The organism is Cupriavidus sp. 01L415 (genome assembly GCF_056400065.1).
Window position 1 is genome coordinate 1092607 of record NZ_JBFTSP010000001.1, and the last position, 17342, is coordinate 1109948.

At 64.3% G+C, this 17342-nt stretch carries 17 protein-coding genes and 2 tRNA genes; 7 read left to right on the forward strand and 12 right to left on the reverse strand.

Annotation, left to right across the window (positions count from 1 at the left end; translation table 11 throughout):
- Window positions 1–447 precede the first annotated feature (447 nt).
- Window positions 448–867 carry a DNA-binding response regulator gene (locus AC1DOX_RS05055; RefSeq protein WP_441615538.1) on the reverse strand — a complete coding sequence of 140 codons (420 nt, stop codon included), beginning with the start codon at window positions 865–867 and terminating at the stop codon, window positions 448–450.
- 295 nt (window positions 868–1162) lie between these two features.
- Window positions 1163–2776 (reverse strand): DUF342 domain-containing protein, encoded by a 1614-nt coding sequence (locus AC1DOX_RS05060; RefSeq protein WP_441615540.1) that lies wholly within the window; start codon window positions 2774–2776, stop codon window positions 1163–1165.
- Window positions 2777–3038: 262 nt separating this feature from the next.
- Between AC1DOX_RS05060 and AC1DOX_RS05065 the strand changes: the two genes are divergently transcribed.
- Window positions 3039–3869, forward strand: coding sequence for a class I SAM-dependent methyltransferase (locus tag AC1DOX_RS05065; protein WP_441615542.1), 831 nt, complete (start codon window positions 3039–3041; stop codon window positions 3867–3869).
- An 82-nt stretch (window positions 3870–3951) separates the two neighbouring features.
- Here the strand turns inward: AC1DOX_RS05065 and AC1DOX_RS05070 are convergent, their stop codons facing one another.
- Entirely contained in the window at window positions 3952–4539 is a 588-nt protein-coding gene (locus AC1DOX_RS05070; protein ID WP_441615544.1) for a DUF1415 domain-containing protein, read from the reverse strand.
- Between the two features lie 192 nt (window positions 4540–4731).
- On the opposite strand from AC1DOX_RS05070, the gene AC1DOX_RS05075 reads away from it, so the two are divergent.
- Window positions 4732–6021, forward strand: coding sequence for a TIGR03862 family flavoprotein (locus tag AC1DOX_RS05075; RefSeq protein WP_441615546.1), 1290 nt, complete (start codon window positions 4732–4734; stop codon window positions 6019–6021).
- A 21-nt stretch (window positions 6022–6042) separates the two neighbouring features.
- On the opposite strand, the gene AC1DOX_RS05080 is transcribed toward AC1DOX_RS05075, so the two are convergent.
- Both AC1DOX_RS05080 and AC1DOX_RS05085 read right to left on the reverse strand, forming a co-directional pair.
- Window positions 6043–7665 carry an NAD(P)/FAD-dependent oxidoreductase gene (locus tag AC1DOX_RS05080; RefSeq protein ID WP_441615548.1) on the reverse strand — a complete coding sequence of 541 codons (1623 nt, stop codon included), beginning with the start codon at window positions 7663–7665 and terminating at the stop codon, window positions 6043–6045.
- Window positions 7649–8035: a hypothetical protein gene (locus AC1DOX_RS05085; RefSeq protein WP_441615550.1), complete on the reverse strand. Its 387-nt coding sequence runs from the start codon at window positions 8033–8035 to the stop codon at window positions 7649–7651. Before AC1DOX_RS05085 ends, AC1DOX_RS05080 begins: the two co-directional genes overlap by 17 nt.
- A gap of 178 nt (window positions 8036–8213) precedes the next feature.
- Between AC1DOX_RS05085 and AC1DOX_RS05090 the strand changes: the two genes are divergently transcribed.
- On the forward strand, window positions 8214–9662 hold the full coding sequence (locus AC1DOX_RS05090) for an aminotransferase-like domain-containing protein (RefSeq protein ID WP_441615552.1): 1449 nt from the start codon (window positions 8214–8216) through the stop codon (window positions 9660–9662).
- Window positions 9663–9898: 236 nt separating this feature from the next.
- Window positions 9899–11383 carry a sensor domain-containing diguanylate cyclase gene (locus AC1DOX_RS05095; RefSeq protein WP_441615554.1) on the forward strand — a complete coding sequence of 495 codons (1485 nt, stop codon included), beginning with the start codon at window positions 9899–9901 and terminating at the stop codon, window positions 11381–11383.
- A 128-nt stretch (window positions 11384–11511) separates the two neighbouring features.
- Here AC1DOX_RS05095 and lpxO read toward each other — a convergent pair whose 3' ends face one another.
- The 3 genes from lpxO to AC1DOX_RS05110 form a co-directional block, all read right to left on the reverse strand.
- Window positions 11512–12414 (reverse strand): lipid A hydroxylase LpxO, encoded by a 903-nt coding sequence (gene lpxO, locus AC1DOX_RS05100; RefSeq protein ID WP_092138950.1) that lies wholly within the window; start codon window positions 12412–12414, stop codon window positions 11512–11514.
- A gap of 149 nt (window positions 12415–12563) precedes the next feature.
- Window positions 12564–12875, reverse strand: coding sequence for a hypothetical protein (locus AC1DOX_RS05105; RefSeq protein ID WP_441615556.1), 312 nt, complete (start codon window positions 12873–12875; stop codon window positions 12564–12566).
- Window positions 12876–12966: 91 nt separating this feature from the next.
- Window positions 12967–14409 (reverse strand): DUF2252 domain-containing protein, encoded by a 1443-nt coding sequence (locus tag AC1DOX_RS05110; RefSeq protein ID WP_477112315.1) that lies wholly within the window; start codon window positions 14407–14409, stop codon window positions 12967–12969.
- Between the two features lie 210 nt (window positions 14410–14619).
- Here AC1DOX_RS05110 and AC1DOX_RS05115 point away from each other — a divergent pair, with 210 nt between their 5' ends.
- Both AC1DOX_RS05115 and AC1DOX_RS05120 read left to right on the forward strand, forming a co-directional pair.
- Window positions 14620–14910 (forward strand): hypothetical protein, encoded by a 291-nt coding sequence (locus AC1DOX_RS05115; RefSeq protein WP_092138955.1) that lies wholly within the window; start codon window positions 14620–14622, stop codon window positions 14908–14910.
- A gap of 117 nt (window positions 14911–15027) precedes the next feature.
- Entirely contained in the window at window positions 15028–15294 is a 267-nt protein-coding gene (locus tag AC1DOX_RS05120) for a hypothetical protein (RefSeq protein ID WP_092138957.1), read from the forward strand.
- Between the two features lie 150 nt (window positions 15295–15444).
- Here the strand turns inward: AC1DOX_RS05120 and AC1DOX_RS05125 are convergent.
- The 4 genes from AC1DOX_RS05125 to AC1DOX_RS05140 form a co-directional block, all read right to left on the reverse strand.
- Window positions 15445–15520 (reverse strand) — tRNA-Met (locus AC1DOX_RS05125).
- A gap of 175 nt (window positions 15521–15695) precedes the next feature.
- Window positions 15696–15935 (reverse strand): hypothetical protein, encoded by a 240-nt coding sequence (locus tag AC1DOX_RS05130; RefSeq protein WP_441615561.1) that lies wholly within the window; start codon window positions 15933–15935, stop codon window positions 15696–15698.
- A gap of 177 nt (window positions 15936–16112) precedes the next feature.
- Complete coding sequence (locus AC1DOX_RS05135; protein ID WP_441615563.1) at window positions 16113–16391, reverse strand: hypothetical protein; 279 nt, start codon at window positions 16389–16391, stop codon at window positions 16113–16115.
- A gap of 169 nt (window positions 16392–16560) precedes the next feature.
- Window positions 16561–16637, reverse strand: a tRNA-Arg gene (locus AC1DOX_RS05140).
- Between the two features lie 123 nt (window positions 16638–16760).
- On the opposite strand from AC1DOX_RS05140, the gene greB reads away from it, so the two are divergent.
- Window positions 16761–17333 (forward strand): transcription elongation factor GreB, encoded by a 573-nt coding sequence (greB, locus tag AC1DOX_RS05145; RefSeq protein ID WP_441615565.1) that lies wholly within the window; start codon window positions 16761–16763, stop codon window positions 17331–17333.
- Window positions 17334–17342 lie beyond the last annotated feature (9 nt).

Genomic DNA, 17342 nt, shown 5'->3' on the forward strand with positions numbered 1-17342 from the left:
CCAGTTGGGCCTTTTGTTTTGGTTTTAGCGTTTTAGCGTTCTGGCGCGCCGCTTTTGGCGCTCCGTTTTGACATCGCCGATCGCCACCCGGTCACCCGGGCTCCGCCTGCGGTGACTTCCCCTTCCTGGGCGACTCGCATCTCGCCCGCGCCACATCGGAAATACAAAAGCCAACCTGCTTTCACAGGTTGGCTCCCAAGTATTCCAGTGCCACGTGATCCGGTTCCGCGTAACGCCTTCGCAGTGTGCTGGACCGCGTCTTCATTCGCTGCCCGGAACTAGCTCCCTCGCCTATCCTGCGGCACCCCAGGACACAGTTCCAGCTTAGGTCAAAAAAACCGTGACAGTGGGATAACCGCGGCTGCCTTCCTCCTTCCTGCCTTCTTCGTCTTGCTGAAACGCCCCCCCCCTGCGCGCACCGCGCGCTCGCCTCCTGAGTGGAGTCACTTATTGGTGACGCGGGAGCTGCCTGACATCCGAACCAGACACCGCCAGATGGGCGGAAGGATCATCGTCCAGCATGTGGAAAATGACAGCTTCCATGGTTTCGATGGGCGCGGCCTTCGGCAGGTGCTCCATCACACCGAATGGCTGGAGCGATGACGGCACACGCGGCAACACGCCGTCCGACAGCAGCAGGATGCGCGCATTGGGGAGCGCCTGATGCAGGCGGCGCAGCAGGCACCAGTTGTCGGCGGCGTCCCCGGACATCCCGAAGACCACCAGGACGTCGTCCTGGGTTGCGGCGAGCATCGGGATATCAGATGGCTCGATACTCTGCACGGCGCCGATGCCGGGCATGCGCGCCAGCATCCGCTGCATGCCGAGGCAGGCAAGCGGCTGGGCTTCAATCACGATGGCAGTCATGGTGTCTTCTCCCCTTTCTTGTTGTTTGTGGCGGGGGATTCAGCAAACTGCATGCCAGGCGAATCCTGCAACCGCGTTCAAACGGGGCGAACGCCAGGTCGGCGCCAGCAGAGGCTTGTGCCATCGGGAAAAGCGGGTGGTCGGCGGGCGCTTCTCAAACGCGAGCGACGCCAGCCATCACTCGTTCCGGGGCACGACGCATGACGTAACGTGTCACACGGCCCATCGCGCGGGTCACATTTCGTGTCACCCCGCCACGCCCAATGGCCTCGCCAAATGCGGGACTCAGCGGGACTCAGGTGACCGTGATCCGGTCTTCCACCACGCGCACCTGGCCGCCGGACTTGTCCTCCATGACCTTCAGGACCTTGTGACCCACCTGAAGCGTCACGCCGCCGTGGATGCGACGGCTGACGGCAATCACGGCCTCGTTGGACGGCTTGATCTGCTCCGCCAGCCTGGCGATCTCGGCATCGAGCTCGAACAGGTCGCGGTTGATCTTGTACATGGTGGCGCGCGCCTTCTCGCGGATATCGCCCACCGCACGCTCGGGATTCTTGGCGAAGAACGCCACCAGCTGCTGCAGCTTGGCCTGTTCCTCCAGCACCTTGCGGCGACGCCCCTCCACCTCGGCCTTCTGCTCGTCGGCAAACGGATTCAGCCCGACCTGCACGGTCGTGGCACTGCCGGCCGGCGCGCCCAGGATCGCCGTATTGACCGCCAGCAGCGCGCGTGTACGTCCCCCGCTGATGCTGCCCTGCCCCGTGGGGGTGCCGACGACCACGCGCTCACCGGCGGAGACATCGCTCTGGCGGATGCCGGATTCGACGATCACCTCGGTGGCCGCCTCCACCACGGCATTCTGGATGTAGCGCGCGTGTACGGCACCCTTGGTGCGTACGCTCGCGATGTCATTGGGATCGCCACCATGCGCGGTCTCGGCCTTGCCGATGATGCCGCCCTTGACGATGACGTCGCCACCGGCTTCCACGCGCGCCGCCTCGATGGTGCCGCTGACGACCACGTCCCCGGTCACGCGCACGGTCATGCCGGTGCGAATGTCGCCGGAAACCCGCAGCGAACCGTCGAAATTGACGTTGCCGGAATGGAGGTCGACGGCTTCCACATCCACCACCGGGCTCACGATCACGCCATTGGGCATCACGCGAGGCGATCCGGCGATCACGGCCAGCAGCAGGTTCGGGTTGTTGGGATCGACGGCCACCCCGGTCAGGTCGGCGGCATACGGCGTGTCTACCATCACCTCCGCCGGAATCGCCTTGCCCAGCACGTCCATGCCGTCCTTGCCCTGCTTTGCCGGCGTGCGGCGCATGAGGGCAGTACCCGGATTGACCAGCAGCAGGCTCCCGAGATCGCGCAGGTCCACGCGGTCGTCCTCGTTCTCCACCTGCACGGGCTTGCGCGGCTGCACCAGGCTGTCGAACCGCGCAGCTTCGCCCGGCACGGCTGCCATGCCGCGCGCAATCTCGCGGCCTTCACAGCTACCCGCTTCCAGCGCCACGCCGATGGCCGCCATGTCGAGCAACGCCACGACGTTCATCGATGCGGCGGCGGCGGCGATATCTTCCACCGCGATCGGCCGCCCGCCTTCCGGCGGCATCAGCGTCAACAGCAACGACAGCTTGTCGGCGGTGATTTCCAGCTCGAAAGCGCCGTCCAGGATGCTGCCGATCACGGCATCCACATCCCGGTCGGTCAGCTGGCATTGGGTGAGAAAGGCGATGACGGCCGCCTGATCGAGCCGCGCCCCCCGCCACCCGTGCTCCTCCAGGCGCGCCTCAAGCGCGGCACGGTCCGGCGGCAGACGCCCCGTCTCCGGCGAAAAGCACGCCCGTACCTGATCTCCCGGCTGGCTGAGCTCCAGGCGTAATCCCGCGTCGGCTGTCATGTGTCCCCGCTTCTGTTCCTGCACGTGCCGGCTGTCGATCTGGGCCTGCGCCCGAGGCTCTTCCGCAAGAACCCGTCGACTTTGCCGCCAACTCTGCTTGTCTTCGATCTTTCATCATCGGCGCGGACGAGGTGAACTTGAGCCCACAAAAGGAGGGTTGCGGAAAATGTGACGACTCTGACTGACCGAGCGCGGCACGGACGGCGCGCGGGAATTCGGTAAACTGTCGGCCTTCGCTTTCCCCGCCGCAGGCTTCTCCCCCATGTCCAACACGCACGAAATCCGTCCCGGTCAGTCCATCGAGCTGCTCAAGGCGCTCCACATCCTGACGCGCGACGGCAAGATGAACCAGGACAGCCGCCGCAAGCTCAAGCAGGTCTACCACCTGTTCCAGTTCATCGAGCCGCTGCTACGCGAGGTGAAAGATGCGCGGGGCACCCTGTCGCTGGTGGATCATGGCGCGGGCAAGTCATATCTGGGCTTTATCCTCTATGACCTGTTTTTCAAGGACCTGAAGGACGATTCGCACATCTACGGCATCGAGACGCGCGAGGAACTGGTCACCAGCTCGACGACGCTGGCGAAGCATCTGGGTTTCGAAGGGATGTCGTTCCTGAACCTGTCCGTGGCGGACTCGATCACCTCCGCGGCGCTGCCGGCAACGGTGGATGTGGTCACTGCGCTGCACGCCTGCAATACGGCGACCGACGATGCCATCCGCTTTGCGCTGGCCAAGCAGGCGCGCCACATCGTGCTGGTGCCGTGCTGCCAGGCCGAGGTGGCCAGCGTGCTGCGCAGGAACAAGGGCAAGCTGCTGGCGGGCAACCCGCTGACGGAGATCTGGCGCCACCCGCTCCACACGCGCGAGTTCGGCAGCCAGGTGACCAATGTGCTGCGCTGCCTGCAACTCGAGGCGCACGGCTATCAGGTCAGCGTGACCGAACTGGTGGGCTGGGAACATTCGATGAAGAACGAACTGATCATCGCCCAGTACAAGGACCTGCCGCGCCGCCGCCCCACCGAGCGCCTGCAGAACGTACTGGAAACGCTGGGGTTGGAAGAAATGCAGGAGCGATTCTTCACGACACCCTGACTTTCCGCGCCCCGACCTCCCCCTCCATCACACCACGCCGCAAGGATGTTCCGCCTTCCGGCGCGGCCGTCCCCGGTGGCGTTCAGGATTTGTCGTCCGACTTCCCCGCCATCCACTCGCGCCAGCCGTCATGGCCCAGCCGCCGCATGTTGGCCTGGTTGCGCTCGTAGATATCCGCTGCATCCGGAAAGGCCTCGGCAGCGCGCGCGATGCTGTCTTCGCGCAGCAAGTGCAGGATCGGAAACGGTGCGCGGTTGGTGTAGTTCTCGATGTCGTCCGGCCCGGTGCCTTCGAACTGGTAGTCCGGATGGAAGCTCGCGATCTGCAGCGTTCCCTGCAGGCGCAGGCTGCGCAGCAGGCGATCCGCGAAATACAGGAGGTCGTTGTAAGCCATGAAATCCTGCAGCGCATGCGGCACGATCAGCAACGTCGTATCGATGACGGCAGGATCGGCCTCCTCCAGCAGGCGCAACTCGTGCTCCAGATCATCGAGCACGTCCTCGTCCCTGGTGGCTTTGCTGACCACATATCGAACCTGATCCTTCACGTAGACGCTCTTGGCGAACGGGCACAGGTTCAGGCCGATGACGGCGCGCGACAACCAGTGGCGGACGGCGTCGACAACTGGATCGACTGGGTCGACGGGATCGGTGGTCGGAAAGGCGGGCATGGCGATGGCTACGGCGGGCAAAGCATCATTCTACTGCCCGCAAGGGGCGCGATTCCGTCACCCGTGAGGCAGATCCGCCTCGTGCCACTCCCCTATAATTCGCGGCTGGATTGCCACGCGTTGTCGCCGCCTGCCTGATGAGAGCGCGAGAACGCGCCGCCCCCCCCACCCACCTGCCCCAACCTGCCATCCATGTCCGCTTCGCCCGCCCCCTCTCCCGCTCAGGACCCTGCCATCGGCGCCGTCGTCGTAGGCGGCGGCCCCGCCGGGCTGATGGCGGCCGAAATGCTTGCGGCCCGTGGCGTGCCGGTGGACGTCTACGATGCCATGCCGTCCGTCGGCCGCAAATTCCTGATGGCCGGCAAGGGCGGGATGAACATCACGCACTCGGAACCCTCCCCCGCGTTTGTCGCGCGTTACGGTAGCCGCGCGGACCGCGTGGCGCCGCTGCTGGATGCATTCGATGCCCAGGCGCTGCGCAACTGGGTCCATGCGCTGGGCATCGACACCTTCGTCGGCAGCTCGGGCCGCGTGTTCCCGACGGAGATGAAAGCGGCGCCGCTGCTGCGCACGTGGCTCCACCGCCTGCGCGAATCGGGCGTGCGCGTGCACACGCGGCATCGCTGGATTGGCTGGGGCGATGCAACGGCATCCGGTGCGCACGCGCTGCATTTTTCCACGCCAGAGGGCGAAGCAAGCGTCGAGGCCCGCACCGTGGTGCTCGCGCTCGGCGGCGGCAGCTGGGCCCGGCTCGGCTCGGATGCCGCATGGGTACCGCTGCTGGCTGCGCGCGGCGTGGACATCGCCCCGCTCAAACCCACCAACTGCGGGTTCGACGTGGACTGGTCCGCGCTCTTTGGCGCACGCCATGCGGGCGATCCGGTCAAGTCGGTGGCTATCGCCGTGACCGCGCCCGACGGCACGCCGCTCTATCGGCAAGGCGAGTTCGTGATCAGCGCGACGGGAATCGAGGGGAGTCTCGTCTATGCGCTGTCCGCACCGATCCGCGACCTGATCGACCGCGATGGCGTCGCGGAGATCCGGCTCGACCTGGCACCGGGGCTGTCCGCCGCGCGTGTCGCCGAGGAGATTGGCCGGCCGCGCGGATCGCGTTCGGTATCGAGCCACTTGCAGAGCAAGCTCGGCATCACCGGCGTCAAGGCAGGATTGCTGCGTGAAGGGCTGTCGAAGGAAGCGATGCACGACAACGCGGCGCTGGCGGCCGGCATCAAGTCGCTGCCGCTGCGCCTGGTGCGCGCGCGGCCCATCGACGAAGTCATCAGCACCGCCGGCGGCGTGACCTTCGAGGCGATGGACGACAGGCTGATGCTGTCGGCGCTGCCGGGGGTGTTCTGTGCGGGAGAAATGCTGGATTGGGAGGCGCCGACCGGCGGCTACCTGCTGACGGCATGTTTCGCCAGCGGACGTGCGGCAGGCATCGCGGCGGCGGATTACCTCGGGGCGCGGGCCGGCAAGGCATAGCCGCCTGCAGGCCCGCCCGCGTCACTGGCCGTTGGCGATGTCCTGTGCGACAGCCTCGGCCACTTCGATGCCGTCGATCGCAGCCGAATAGATGCCGCCGGCATAGCCCGCACCTTCGCCCGCCGGATACAGGCCCTTCACATTGATGCTCTGGTAGTCGTCGTTATTGCGGCGAATCCGCAGCGGGGACGACGTACGCGTCTCCACGCCGGTCAGCACCGCGTCGTGCATCGCAAACCCGGCGATCTTCTTGTCGAGTTCCGGCAATGCCTCGCGAATTGCCGCAATCACATAGTCGGGCAACGACGTGCTCAGGTCGGTCGGCGTCACGCCGGGCTTGTACGACGGCTCCACCGAACCAAGCGTCGTGGACGGCCGGCCCGCGATGAAATCGCCAACTAGTTGCCCCGGCGCGCGATAGTCGCTGCCGCCCAGCTCGAATGCGCGCTCTTCCCACTTGCGCTGGAACGCGATGCCGGCCAGCGGACCGCCCGGGAAATCTTCGTCCGGCGTGATACCCACCACGATGCCCGCGTTGGCGTTGCGCTCGGCGCGGTAGTACTGGCTCATGCCGTTGGTCACCAGCCGGCCCGGCTCGGACGCCGCGGCCACCACCGTGCCACCCGGGCACATGCAGAAGCTGTAGACCGCACGGCCATTGCTAGCGTGATGCACGACCTTGTAGTCCGCCGCGCCCAGCAGCTTGTTGCCGGCGAACTTGCCAAAACGGCTACGGTTGATCAGGCCCTGCGGATGCTCGATGCGGAAACCCAGCGAGAACGGCTTGGCCTCCATGAACACGCCGCGGTCATGCAGCATGTGGAAGGTGTCGCGCGCACTGTGGCCCACGGCCAGAATGACGTGATCGCACGGGAGGTAGTCCCCCGTGGACAGCTTCAGCCCGCGCACCTGGCCGTTGTCGATGTCGATATCGTCGACGCGCGTTTCGAAGCGGATCTCGGCACCCAGGGACAGCATCTCAGCGCGCATTTTCTCCACCATGCTGACCAGACGGAATGTGCCGATATGGGGACGCGCCTTGAACAGGATGTCCTCCGGTGCGCCAGCGCGCACGAACTCGTTCAGCACCTTGCGGCCGTAGTGCTTCGGGTCCTTGATCTGGCTGTAGAGCTTGCCGTCCGAGAACGTGCCGGCGCCGCCCTCGCCAAACTGCACGTTCGATTCGGGATTCAGCACGCTCTTGCGCCACAGGCCGAAGGTGTCCTTGGTGCGTTCGCGGACTTCCTTCCCGCGCTCCAGGATGATCGGCCGGAAGCCCATCTGCGCCAGCAGCAGCCCGGCCAGCAGGCCGCAGGGCCCCAGGCCGATCACCACCGGGCGCGTCTTCGGGCCGCCCTCGGGCGCCTGCGCCACGAAGCGATACGCCATGTCCGGCGTCACACTCCAGTGGGGCTTGCCGGCCATCCGCTTGAGCGCGGCGGCCTCGTCTTTCACGTCGATATCGATGATGTAGGTCAGCTTGATATCGTCGCGCTTGCGGGCGTCATGGGCACGGCGAAAGACGGTAAAACCGACAAGCCCGTCGCCTTTGACGCCAATCTGGGCGAGGTGGCTGCGCACGGCCGCCTCCAGGTCGCTCTCGGCATGGTCGAGCGGGAGTTTGACTTCACTTAGACGTAGCATGGGGAACTGGTGTTTCTGCGGCCTTGGTGTCTGGTGGCCGGGCGTTTCCCAGCAGGAGGCCAGAACGGCCGAAGCGGGATTTTATCAGCCGCCACCAGCCCGGGGGCGCCTCCGCCGGCGTCACGCGCAGTGCGGACGTGCCCGCCGATGCCAGCGTGACCCAGCCATCCGTGGCCGCGACGAATACGCCGCCGGCACGCAGTCGGCAATTGGGACGGTAGACGTGTTCCGCCAGCCAGCCGGGCGCACCGGCCAGTTCCACATTGCCGGTGGTCACATGGATGACGGCGCCGGCCCGCAAGTGCAGGCTCAGGCACTGCTCGGCCGCCAACCGCATGGCGCCGGGAATCGCATCTTCAGGATGGGTCATGGTCGTACTCCGTTGTCCGCAAAATCAGGACTTCAGCGTATCGGCCGACCCGCCAGCCCAGTAGGCACAAGGGCCGGCAGGTGACCCCAGAACAGATCTGAAATATTTGCTCTGTTACGATACAGGGACCCCTTATCTGTATCTGTTGCGTCCGCCGCGCGTACGCGATGATGCCGTCATGACCGCCTCCGCCCCGCTTTACCAGCAAATCGCCGGCCACTACCGGCAAGCCATTGCGGCCGGGACCCTCGCGCCCGGCGACCGCATGCCGTCGGTGCGCGCGCTGATGGGGCTGCACGGCGTGAGCCTGTCCACGGCGCTGCAAGCGTGTCGCGAACTGGAATCCGCCGGCGTGCTCGAGGCGCGGCCTCGCTCCGGTTATTTTGTGCGCGCGCCATCACGCCTGTCACGACAGTTGATCACGCCGATCGAGGAGCCTGCGCCAGGCCTGCCGGATCCCGCCCAGTACGTCGGCATCCACCAGCGCATCTCGGCGATTCTGGCGCGCGGCCAGCATCAGGACGTGCAGGTGAATCTCGGCGGCGCCTGCGCGGCAGCCTCGCTCTACCCGACCGCGGCACTACGTACCGCCGCGACGCGCGCCCTGCGGCGTCATCCGGATCTCTATGGCAGCGCCGTGGAATCGGACGGGGATCCCGGATTTCGCGCCGCGCTGGCCCGGCACGCGCTGCGGTCGCGCATTCCTCTCTCGCCGGAGGAGATCGTGGTCACGCACGGTTGCACGGAGGCGCTCAACCTTGCCCTGCGCGCCGTGGCCGGACCCGGCGATGTCATCGCAGTGGAATCGCCTACCTACTACGGGCTGCTGCAGATCCTGGAGAGCCTTGGCATGCGAGCGCTCGAGATCCCGTGCAGTCCGCAGACCGGCATCTCGCTCGAAGCCCTGGAGCTGGCCGCCCGGACCTACGACAACATTAAGGCCGTGGCGGTGGTGCCCAACCTGCAGAACCCGCTCGGCAGCGTCATGCCGGATGCCCACAAGCAACGGCTGGTGGCCTGGTGCGAGGCCCGCCGCGTCGCGCTCATCGAAGACGATTGCTTTTCCGCGACGCACGATGACGACGTGCCGCTGGCAGCTGCCAAGGCGTGGGACACCACAGGCAACGTGATTCACTGCGCATCGCTTCACAAGGTACTGGCACCGGGCATGCGGCTTGGCTGGATCGCGGCCGGCAAGTGGCAGGCCCGTGTGGAGATGCTCAAGTTTGGCCTGTCGCGCCCCAACGAGATGCTGCCGCAGATCGCCGTGGCCGATTTCATGGCGACCGGCGCATTCGAACGCCACCTGCGGCGCCTGCGCGGCCAGCTACGGGCGCAGCGCGAATGGGTCGCGCAAGTCGTCGCGAGCCGGTTTCCAACCGGGACGCGCCTGACGCTGCCGCGCGGCGGGATGCACCTGTGGGTGGAGCTGCCCGCAGGCATCTCGTCGGAGATCGTGTTCGAACAGGCGCTGACGCAAGGCATCCGCGTCATGCCGGGCGCGATGTTCTCGAACTCCAATCGCTTCGACCACTACCTGCGCATCAATTGCGGAACGCCGCGATCGCCAGCGCTCGAACGGGCGCTCGAAACACTGGCCACGGTGATCGGGCGCCTGGCCCCCTGATTCTGCCCCCTGATTCTGCCCCCTGATTCTGCCTCCTGACTCTGCCTCCTGACTCTGCCGCCGGGCCTGGTCCCATGGCCTGACGCCACAAGTCAGCGACGACAACACCCCCCGCCAATCCCGGCACCGTTCCTCCAAGATTTCTCCCCATTTGTGGCGGCCTCGCCTATCCTAATGCGCGGACGCCGACCGCCAGAACGCCACAACGGAACAACAGAACAAGAGGGAGAACAGACTTGGGCAGTGCACCCGCCGCGTCGCGGCTTGACGACGACTATCAGACCCTGTTTCAGCTCGCGCCCGTGTCGCTTTGGCTCGAGGACTTCAGCGCGGTCAGGCAAGCCTTCGACCAACTACGCGCCGACGGTGTCACCGACCTGCGCCGCTACCTGCGCGACAACCCCGGCGAGGTCGCGCGCTGCTCGTCCCTGATCCGCGTGCTCGACGTGAACCGCCGCACGCTGGACCTGTTCCGCGCCGCAGACCTGGCTGACCTGGTGGCGAACCTCGACACCGTGTTCCGCGACGACATGTTCGATCAGCACGTGGAAGAGCTCGGCCAGCTCTGGGATGGCGGCAGGCATTTCTCCAGCCAGACGGTCAACTACACGCTCGACGGCGAACGGCTCGACATCCGCCTGGAAGCCAGCGTGATGCCCGGCCATGAAGACGACTGGTCGCGCGTGCTGCTGTCGATCGAGGACATCACCACCCGCATGCGCACCGAGCGCGACCTGCGCCGCAGCCAGCAATACGCCCAGGGGCTGTTCGAGCATTCGCCGGTGTCGCTATGGGTCGAGGATTTCAGCGTGGTCAAGATGCTGCTGGACGAGGTGCGCGCCGCCGGCATCACCGACTTCCGCACATTCCTGAATGTGCATCCGGATTTCGTCTCGCGCTGCATGCAGGAGATCCGTGTGCTCGACGTCAATCAGCAGACGCTGTCCATGTTCGGCGCGCCGAGCAAGGAGATCCTGCTGTCACGCCTGGGCGACGTGTTCCGCGACGACATGCGCATCCACTTTGCCGAGCAACTGATCGACCTCTGGCACGAGAAGCTCTGGCAGCAACGCGAGGTCATCAACTACGCGCTGGATGGCCGGGCCGTCGACGTGTTCATGCAATGGTCCGTCTTTCCCGGCTGCGAGGCCGACTGGGACCAAGTGCTGGTTTCGCTGACGGACATCACGGCGCGCAAGAAGGCCGAGGCGTATGTGGAGTTCCTCGGCAAGCATGACGTGCTGACCAAACTCTACAACCGCGCCTACTACGAAGACGAACTCGCGCGCCTGGGCCGCAAGGGGCCGTGGCCGGTCAGCGTGATCGCGGTGGACCTGAACGGCCTGAAGATCGTCAACGACCAGTTCGGTCACGGCGATGGCGACGCACTGCTGCGCCGCACGGGCGAGGTCCTGAAAAAGGCCGTGGGCGAGCAAGCCTGCGTGGCCCGCATCGGCGGCGACGAATTCATGGTGCTGCTGCCGGGCAGCGACGAACGCGGGGCGGCCACGGTGGTCGGGCAGATCGAGCAGGTGGTGGAGCTGAACAACCAGTTCTATCCAGGCACACGGCTGTCGTTCTCGATCGGCAGCGCCACCTGCACGCAGGGCGATCGGCTGACCGACACCGTCAAGATTGCCGACGGCCGCATGTACGAGGCCAAGCGCGCGCACTACGAAGCCATCGGCAACGAGCGGCGGCAGGCGGGATTCGAGCGCTAGGTCGCGGTCGCGTCGTGCCGGGTGCCGCGCCGATCGCGCGGCGCAAATGAAAAAGCCGCCTCGTGATTGAGGCGGCATTTTTTTTTGTGCGGACCCGCGCAGGGTCGCGCAGGGTCGTGAGGAGTCGATCAGAGGAACACGATCAACGCAACGCCGCCGATGATCAGCCCAAACTTGGTCACGTAATACACGCTCTTGTTCCACGCCTTGAAACGCCGACGATACTGGCCGCCCAGCCACACGAAGCGGAACAGCTTGTTGATCGCGCCGGTCTGGTCCGATTCCTCGTTCGGCGAGCTAGCAGCCGTCATCACCTTGCGGCCCATCCAGTGATTGAACGCAGCAGCCCAGCGGTAGCGCATCGGGCGCTCGATATCGCAGAACAGGATCAGGCGATCCGACTCGCTCCGGTTCTCGGCCCAGTGCAGATAGGTCTCGTCGAACACCACACCCTGCCCGTCGCGCCAGCTATGGCGCTCGCCATCGACCTCGATAAAGCAGCGGTCGTCGTTCGGGGTGGACAGGCCCAGGTGGTAGCGCAGCGAACCCGCAAACGGATCACGGTGCGGATTCAGCTTGCCGCCCGGCGGCAGCTCGGCAAACATCGCGGCCTTCACCGTCGGCAGCTCGCGCAGCAGCGCCACGGTCTTCGGGCACAGCGTTTCGGCCGACGGATGCTGGGCTTCATACCACTTCAGGTAGAAGCGCTTCCAGCCATACTTGAAAAAGGAGTTGAAGCCGGCGTCGTCGTTCTTGTCCGCGGCCTTGATCTTGCGCATCGCGATCAGGGCCATGCCTTCGTCACGGATCAGCGGCCAGGCGGTACGCAGCTTCTCGAGGTCGGGAAAACGCTCGACCGGAATGTACGGGGTGCGCGGCACGCCCGAGAACATGTACATGAAGCAGTTGATCGGCGCGACCAGCGCGGAGTGATCCAGCAACTGGCGCATGAACGGTAGACGTACCTTGCCGCGGAAGTGCACATACAGGATGGCACCCAGATAGGCCGCGACGATTATCCACTTGATCACCCGAAATCCTCCAAATCAGACGCCGCCGGCCGCCGCGCTCGCGCTAACGCGGCGTCAGGTCGAGCCAGGACGGAAAGCCGGTATTTTATCCAAACAGGAACGTCCACGCACCGTGTGATGCGTGAAGCGCTTTTGTACGCCGGGATGTTTCAGGCACCGCCGCGTGACTGTCGCGCGATCCGGTCGATCAGTGCGCGGGCGTCGTCGGGCAGGCCTTGCAGGGTCAGCAAGCGCGCATTGAGCACGATGTTCTCCAGCACAAGCTTGGCCGTGGAGGCCCAGAGCGTGGCCAGCAGCGCATCCTGCGACATGCCGGAGCTCTCCAGTTCCGTGGAGCGTTCGGCAATCAGCTTGCACGCCAGCGCCCGCAGCGCGTCGTCATCGAACGGCAGATCGGCATAGTCGATCGGGTCGGCTTTCTCGACCTCCACCATCAGTTGCAGCAGGATATCCTCGGTCATCGGCAAGCTCCTGTAGTGGTTCCGTCAAATACGAATCGTGATGGTTGGCGATGGTCGCGCGGCAGCTCGCTCGCTATGCAGCCAAGGCACGCTATACGCGAAAATCGGCGGCCAGGTCAGCATCGGTGCGAGCCTCCAGCCGACCCGACCGGCAGGCGGCAACGAAGATCTCATAGTCGCGCTCCACCTGGTCGGCATAGGCATTGGAATAGGCAATCAGCGCCTCCGCCATGCGATCGCTGGTCCCCAGGTAGCCGCTGACCTCGGCGGCCAGCCCACTGCCCTTGGCATGGGCCCGTGCCAGCACGCGTCCGCACAGCCGGGCGTAGCCCGTCAGCACCTCGGCGTCCATCAGTTCGACGTCGGCGGAAAACTTCATGTCCCGCAGTTGCCGCAGGTAGAAGTGCCGGCCAAACGGCCCCTTGGTCCAGCCGAGGAACAGGTCACTGGCCGCCTGCATCAGCCGCTGCCCTTCCACCACGCGACGGCCTTCATGCGCCACCGGCGGCGTCTTGAAATATCGTGCCACGACGGACCTCGTCGCCTCCTTGATTTGCAGGAACAGCGGCTTGCCGTGACTGTCGATCAGCAGCTGGATCAGACACCGTGTCCCGACGCTGCCCACACCCACCACCTTGAACGCGATGTCCTGCGACTTGAAGTGAGACAAGAGGAGACGCCGATCCTGCGCGAGTGTCGACAGGTATTCCTTGAAGCATTTCGCGACGATCTCTTCGGGTTTGCTGGTCCGCATCCAGTCATCCCTGGCATCGAACAGCGTCTGCTTGCCGCGCACATGGAAGACAGACGGCGGGGCATCGAGGATCCTCCACTTGTCGCCCTCGCGTTCGGTGAGCTTGGGCAACAAGGACTCATGGGTACGCGTGGCGGCCTGCTCCATCGCGCGGCGGATGCGCTTCTGGGCGATAGGGTTGGTCGCCTCCGCCAGCATTCGGTCAAAGGTGATACGGTCGTACCAGGTCTCCAGAATGCCCATCTCGGCATAAGCCGCCATGCGGTCCCGGTAGCTGTTGACCAGCTCGTACACAAAATTGTCGGCAGTGGCCGCGCTATGGCGCAAGTGGCGCGCCCCGACGACAAAGCTTGCCGCCAGCCGCTTCAGGTCCCATTCCCACGGGCCGGGGCTGGTTTCGTCGAAGTCATTGAGGTCGAATAGCAGTGCGCGTTCCGGCGTGGCGAAGCCGCCGAAGTTCGCGAGGTGGCAGTCGCCGCAGATCTGCATCGTGAGTCCGGAATTCACCGTGCCCGACAGATCGTGCGCCTGGATGATGGCGCTGCCACGGTAGAACGCAAACGGGGAGGCAATCATCCGCCCGTAGCGCAGCGGTATGAGCCGCCCGACACGGCCGTGACTGTTGGCTTCCAGCAACTTGATGGGGTCGCGATGAATCTTTCCGATCGCCTCATGTTCCCGACGCGGCACTTGCTGACGCAATGCCTTGCCACGCGCCCGACGCGTTTCCAGCTCTGCCACGTTTCCCACGATGCCTCCACGCCGATCGGCCAAGGACATGTTGATTTGTGCAGTATTTGCAACCACGCTAAGACAACGATTGCAGGTTGTCAATTTGGCGCACCACATGGCCGCAGCGGAGTGATGTGCGGATACGTCACATGACTCGGCAGCCGCGCGAGAAAATCAGACGCTGCCCTACAAAAGCGTCACAACTATCCGTGTAAGCTGTGGTCTCACTTCGCATCGCCAACAGGAAGAGTCGAGTTCATGACCAAGCGTTTTCTTGCAGCCATGCGTCAATACGTATGGTTCAAAGGGGTGAAGCACCATGTGGTCCAGGGCGTGGAAGCGCTGGCTGACCTGCTCAAATCCCCTTCTGTCGCTGCCCGTGCCGTGGCGGCGATCGTGTCCGAAACCGAACAAGGTGTACAGGTGTGGGTGTCCTATTTCGGCAAGCCGATGGACCCGCATACGAATTACGTTCTGTGGCCCAACCGCGTGCTCAAACCCGCGCGACGACGCGTCGCCCTGCCGCCCGCGCTGCCACCGCGGCGTTAGCGCAAGGCGCGGGCCTCAAGCGTTAGCGCATTTGTTCGCGCGTTTGTTCGCTATTGGTCCGCTGTCGCCTGCCATTCGGCCGCTATCGTCCGCTCACTCGTTCGACAAGGAGCTGCCATGTCCGAACCGCAACATGATGAAGCGCTGATCAACAACTACCTCGAACGCATCTCGGCCTTGTCGGTCAGCGCGTTCGACGGCGCCGATGTGAGTCAGGAACTTGCGCAACTGATGCGCGAAGCGGCCACGAAGTGTGGCGGCGGTGGCAATCTCGCCGTCCTGGCGACACGCCTCAAGGATCGCGCCGAAGCGGCTGACCGTGAAGGTCAGCCCCAGGTGCGCGATACGTTTGCGGCAGCGGCGGCATCGCTCGCGAAGGCGTAACGCAACAACTCAAGACGAGGCGCGCGCGGCCGCACGACAAGATCATCGTGCGTACGTCGCGCACGCAAAAACATCGCGGGCGAAGCGCCACGCGATGCAATTTTGGTTCTACTGGGAATCGCCTTGACCGGACGGTCAGGACAAGATGTTTGGTTGCGGGGGCAGGACTTGAACCTGCGACCTTCGGGTTATGAGCCCGACGAGCTGCCAACTGCTCCACCCCGCGTCTGAAGGAAACGGAGTATGGGGGATTCATCACCATAAGGCAACCTTTATTTGCACCGGGAAAGTGAAAACGCCCTCGCGGGCGTTTTCTTTTTGGGGCAAGGCATGTCTGCAGGTCGCTGAATGCTGTTGGTAGCTTCTCGACATTGCACCTGTCAGTCGCGTCCTTGTCGGCGCTATGCGATACGACGCAGCCTCACCTGGCCATCCAGGTCCTCGAGGGTCTCTTCGATATAGCGATTCACCTGATCCAGTGCCTGCAGCTTGGTATCGAACGGCTGCTGCGGAAATGGATTATGCCGCGCGATCAAGACCTCGCCGCTTTCCCGCCGGACGATTTCGATCATGATGCCCCACCTGCCTTTCGGCAAGGCAATGACTTCATAGACGATCTTGAATCCTTCGTACTCGGGCATGGCGGCACTCCTTTCTCTGCTGCTGGCGCGCGAGAATCCGCGCGCTTCGCAACCAGACTAGAGGTCGCCCCACCAAACAAAAATGATCTCCATCAATCGGCGATCATCGAGATAAATCACGGCATGATATAGGCCATTGCGCGCATCGCAATGGCTGCAAAAAGCTGCGCCGACGCCTCAGATTACCGGCCCCAGCAACTTGTCGATCACCGCATACGCCGCACTGAACGCCGCCACCTCCGCCGCACGGCGTGTGGCGAAAACTTGCGAGCCGCTCGACAGGATTTCGGTTTCGCCAGCGTCCGCGGTATCGGAACCTTCCTGCGCAATGCGCACTTCGTACCCCCACACCTCTTCGTCACGCACACTGCCGGCGACGGATTCGCGATGCGACGACACCAGCACGTATGCATCCATGCCGCGATAACCTTCTACCCGCCACTCGTCCTGATGCATGAGCACCTCCACGATGGAAATGGGTCGATGATAGTTTGAACCGCACAACGCCGCACCGTTCCGGGTGCGCGCGAAGCACCGGAGCGAAGGGAACTGAAAAACCGGAGGGGGAATGAAGGGAATGAAAAAAGGGCTTCCGTTTCCGGAAGCCCTTTCTTACTAAACAGGTTGGCGCGGCTGGCAGGATTCGAACCCACGACCCCTTGGTTCGTAGCCAAGTACTCTATCCAACTGAGCTACAGCCGCAACCGAGAAATGAGATTATATAGAAGTTTTCAGTTTTGTGAACCCCCTACGCCGCATTTTTTCGCGCGGCGCGTCCGGCAGGCGCAACTTCTATAATGAGAACCCGAAGAAGTGATCCGGACCATGAACAAGGCATTTGTGAAAGAGTCGTCCAACGACGACGACGACGATCTCCCCGATGGCGCCACCCCGCTGCCGGCCGGTACGAAGAACTACATCACCGCCACCGGCTACAACCGGCTGCGCGACGAACTGATGCACCTCATCGATGTCGATCGTCCCGAGGTCGTGCAGATCGTCTCCTGGGCCGCATCCAACGGCGACCGCTCCGAGAACGGCGACTACCTCTATGGCAAGAAGCGACTGCGCGAAATTGATCGCCGCATCCGTTTTCTCACGCGCCGGCTCGACAAAGCCGAAGTCGTCGATCCGTCCTTGCAGGGCGACAACGATCAGATCTTCTTTGGCGCCACCGTCACATATGCGACCCAGGCCGGTGAAGAGACTACGATCACGATCGTCGGCATGGATGAGGTCGACCTCGACAATCACCACGTCAGCTGGATCTCGCCGATCGCCAAGGCACTGATCAAGGCGCGCGAGGGCGACACCGTTGCGCTGCGCACGCCAGCCGGTGTCGAACAGATTGATATCCTGGAAGTCCGCTATCCGCCAAAGGATGCGGCGACGCACTGAAGCGGCCGG

Excerpts from the sequence above, each read along its gene's own strand:
- AC1DOX_RS05090 (WP_441615552.1), top strand. The coding sequence starts at position 8,214 with ATGACCGCCTCCGCCCCGCTTTACCAGCAAATCGCCGGCCACTACCGG.
- AC1DOX_RS05080 (WP_441615548.1), bottom strand. The coding sequence starts at position 7,665 with ATGCTACGTCTAAGTGAAGTCAAACTCCCGCTCGACCATGCCGAGAGC.
- AC1DOX_RS05105 (WP_441615556.1), bottom strand. The coding sequence starts at position 12,875 with ATGACCGAGGATATCCTGCTGCAACTGATGGTGGAGGTCGAGAAAGCC.
- AC1DOX_RS05115 (WP_092138955.1), top strand. The coding sequence starts at position 14,620 with ATGACCAAGCGTTTTCTTGCAGCCATGCGTCAATACGTATGGTTCAAA.
- AC1DOX_RS05075 (WP_441615546.1), top strand. The coding sequence starts at position 4,732 with ATGTCCGCTTCGCCCGCCCCCTCTCCCGCTCAGGACCCTGCCATCGGC.
- AC1DOX_RS05055 (WP_441615538.1), bottom strand. The coding sequence starts at position 867 with ATGACTGCCATCGTGATTGAAGCCCAGCCGCTTGCCTGCCTCGGCATG.
- AC1DOX_RS05130 (WP_441615561.1), bottom strand. The coding sequence starts at position 15,935 with ATGCCCGAGTACGAAGGATTCAAGATCGTCTATGAAGTCATTGCCTTG.
- AC1DOX_RS05135 (WP_441615563.1), bottom strand. The coding sequence starts at position 16,391 with ATGCATCAGGACGAGTGGCGGGTAGAAGGTTATCGCGGCATGGATGCA.
- AC1DOX_RS05085 (WP_441615550.1), bottom strand. The coding sequence starts at position 8,035 with ATGACCCATCCTGAAGATGCGATTCCCGGCGCCATGCGGTTGGCGGCC.
- AC1DOX_RS05065 (WP_441615542.1), top strand. The coding sequence starts at position 3,039 with ATGTCCAACACGCACGAAATCCGTCCCGGTCAGTCCATCGAGCTGCTC.
- AC1DOX_RS05070 (WP_441615544.1), bottom strand. The coding sequence starts at position 4,539 with ATGCCCGCCTTTCCGACCACCGATCCCGTCGACCCAGTCGATCCAGTT.
- greB (WP_441615565.1), top strand. The coding sequence starts at position 16,761 with ATGAACAAGGCATTTGTGAAAGAGTCGTCCAACGACGACGACGACGAT.
- AC1DOX_RS05120 (WP_092138957.1), top strand. The coding sequence starts at position 15,028 with ATGTCCGAACCGCAACATGATGAAGCGCTGATCAACAACTACCTCGAA.
- AC1DOX_RS05110 (WP_477112315.1), bottom strand. The coding sequence starts at position 14,409 with ATGTCCTTGGCCGATCGGCGTGGAGGCATCGTGGGAAACGTGGCAGAG.
- AC1DOX_RS05060 (WP_441615540.1), bottom strand. The coding sequence starts at position 2,776 with ATGACAGCCGACGCGGGATTACGCCTGGAGCTCAGCCAGCCGGGAGAT.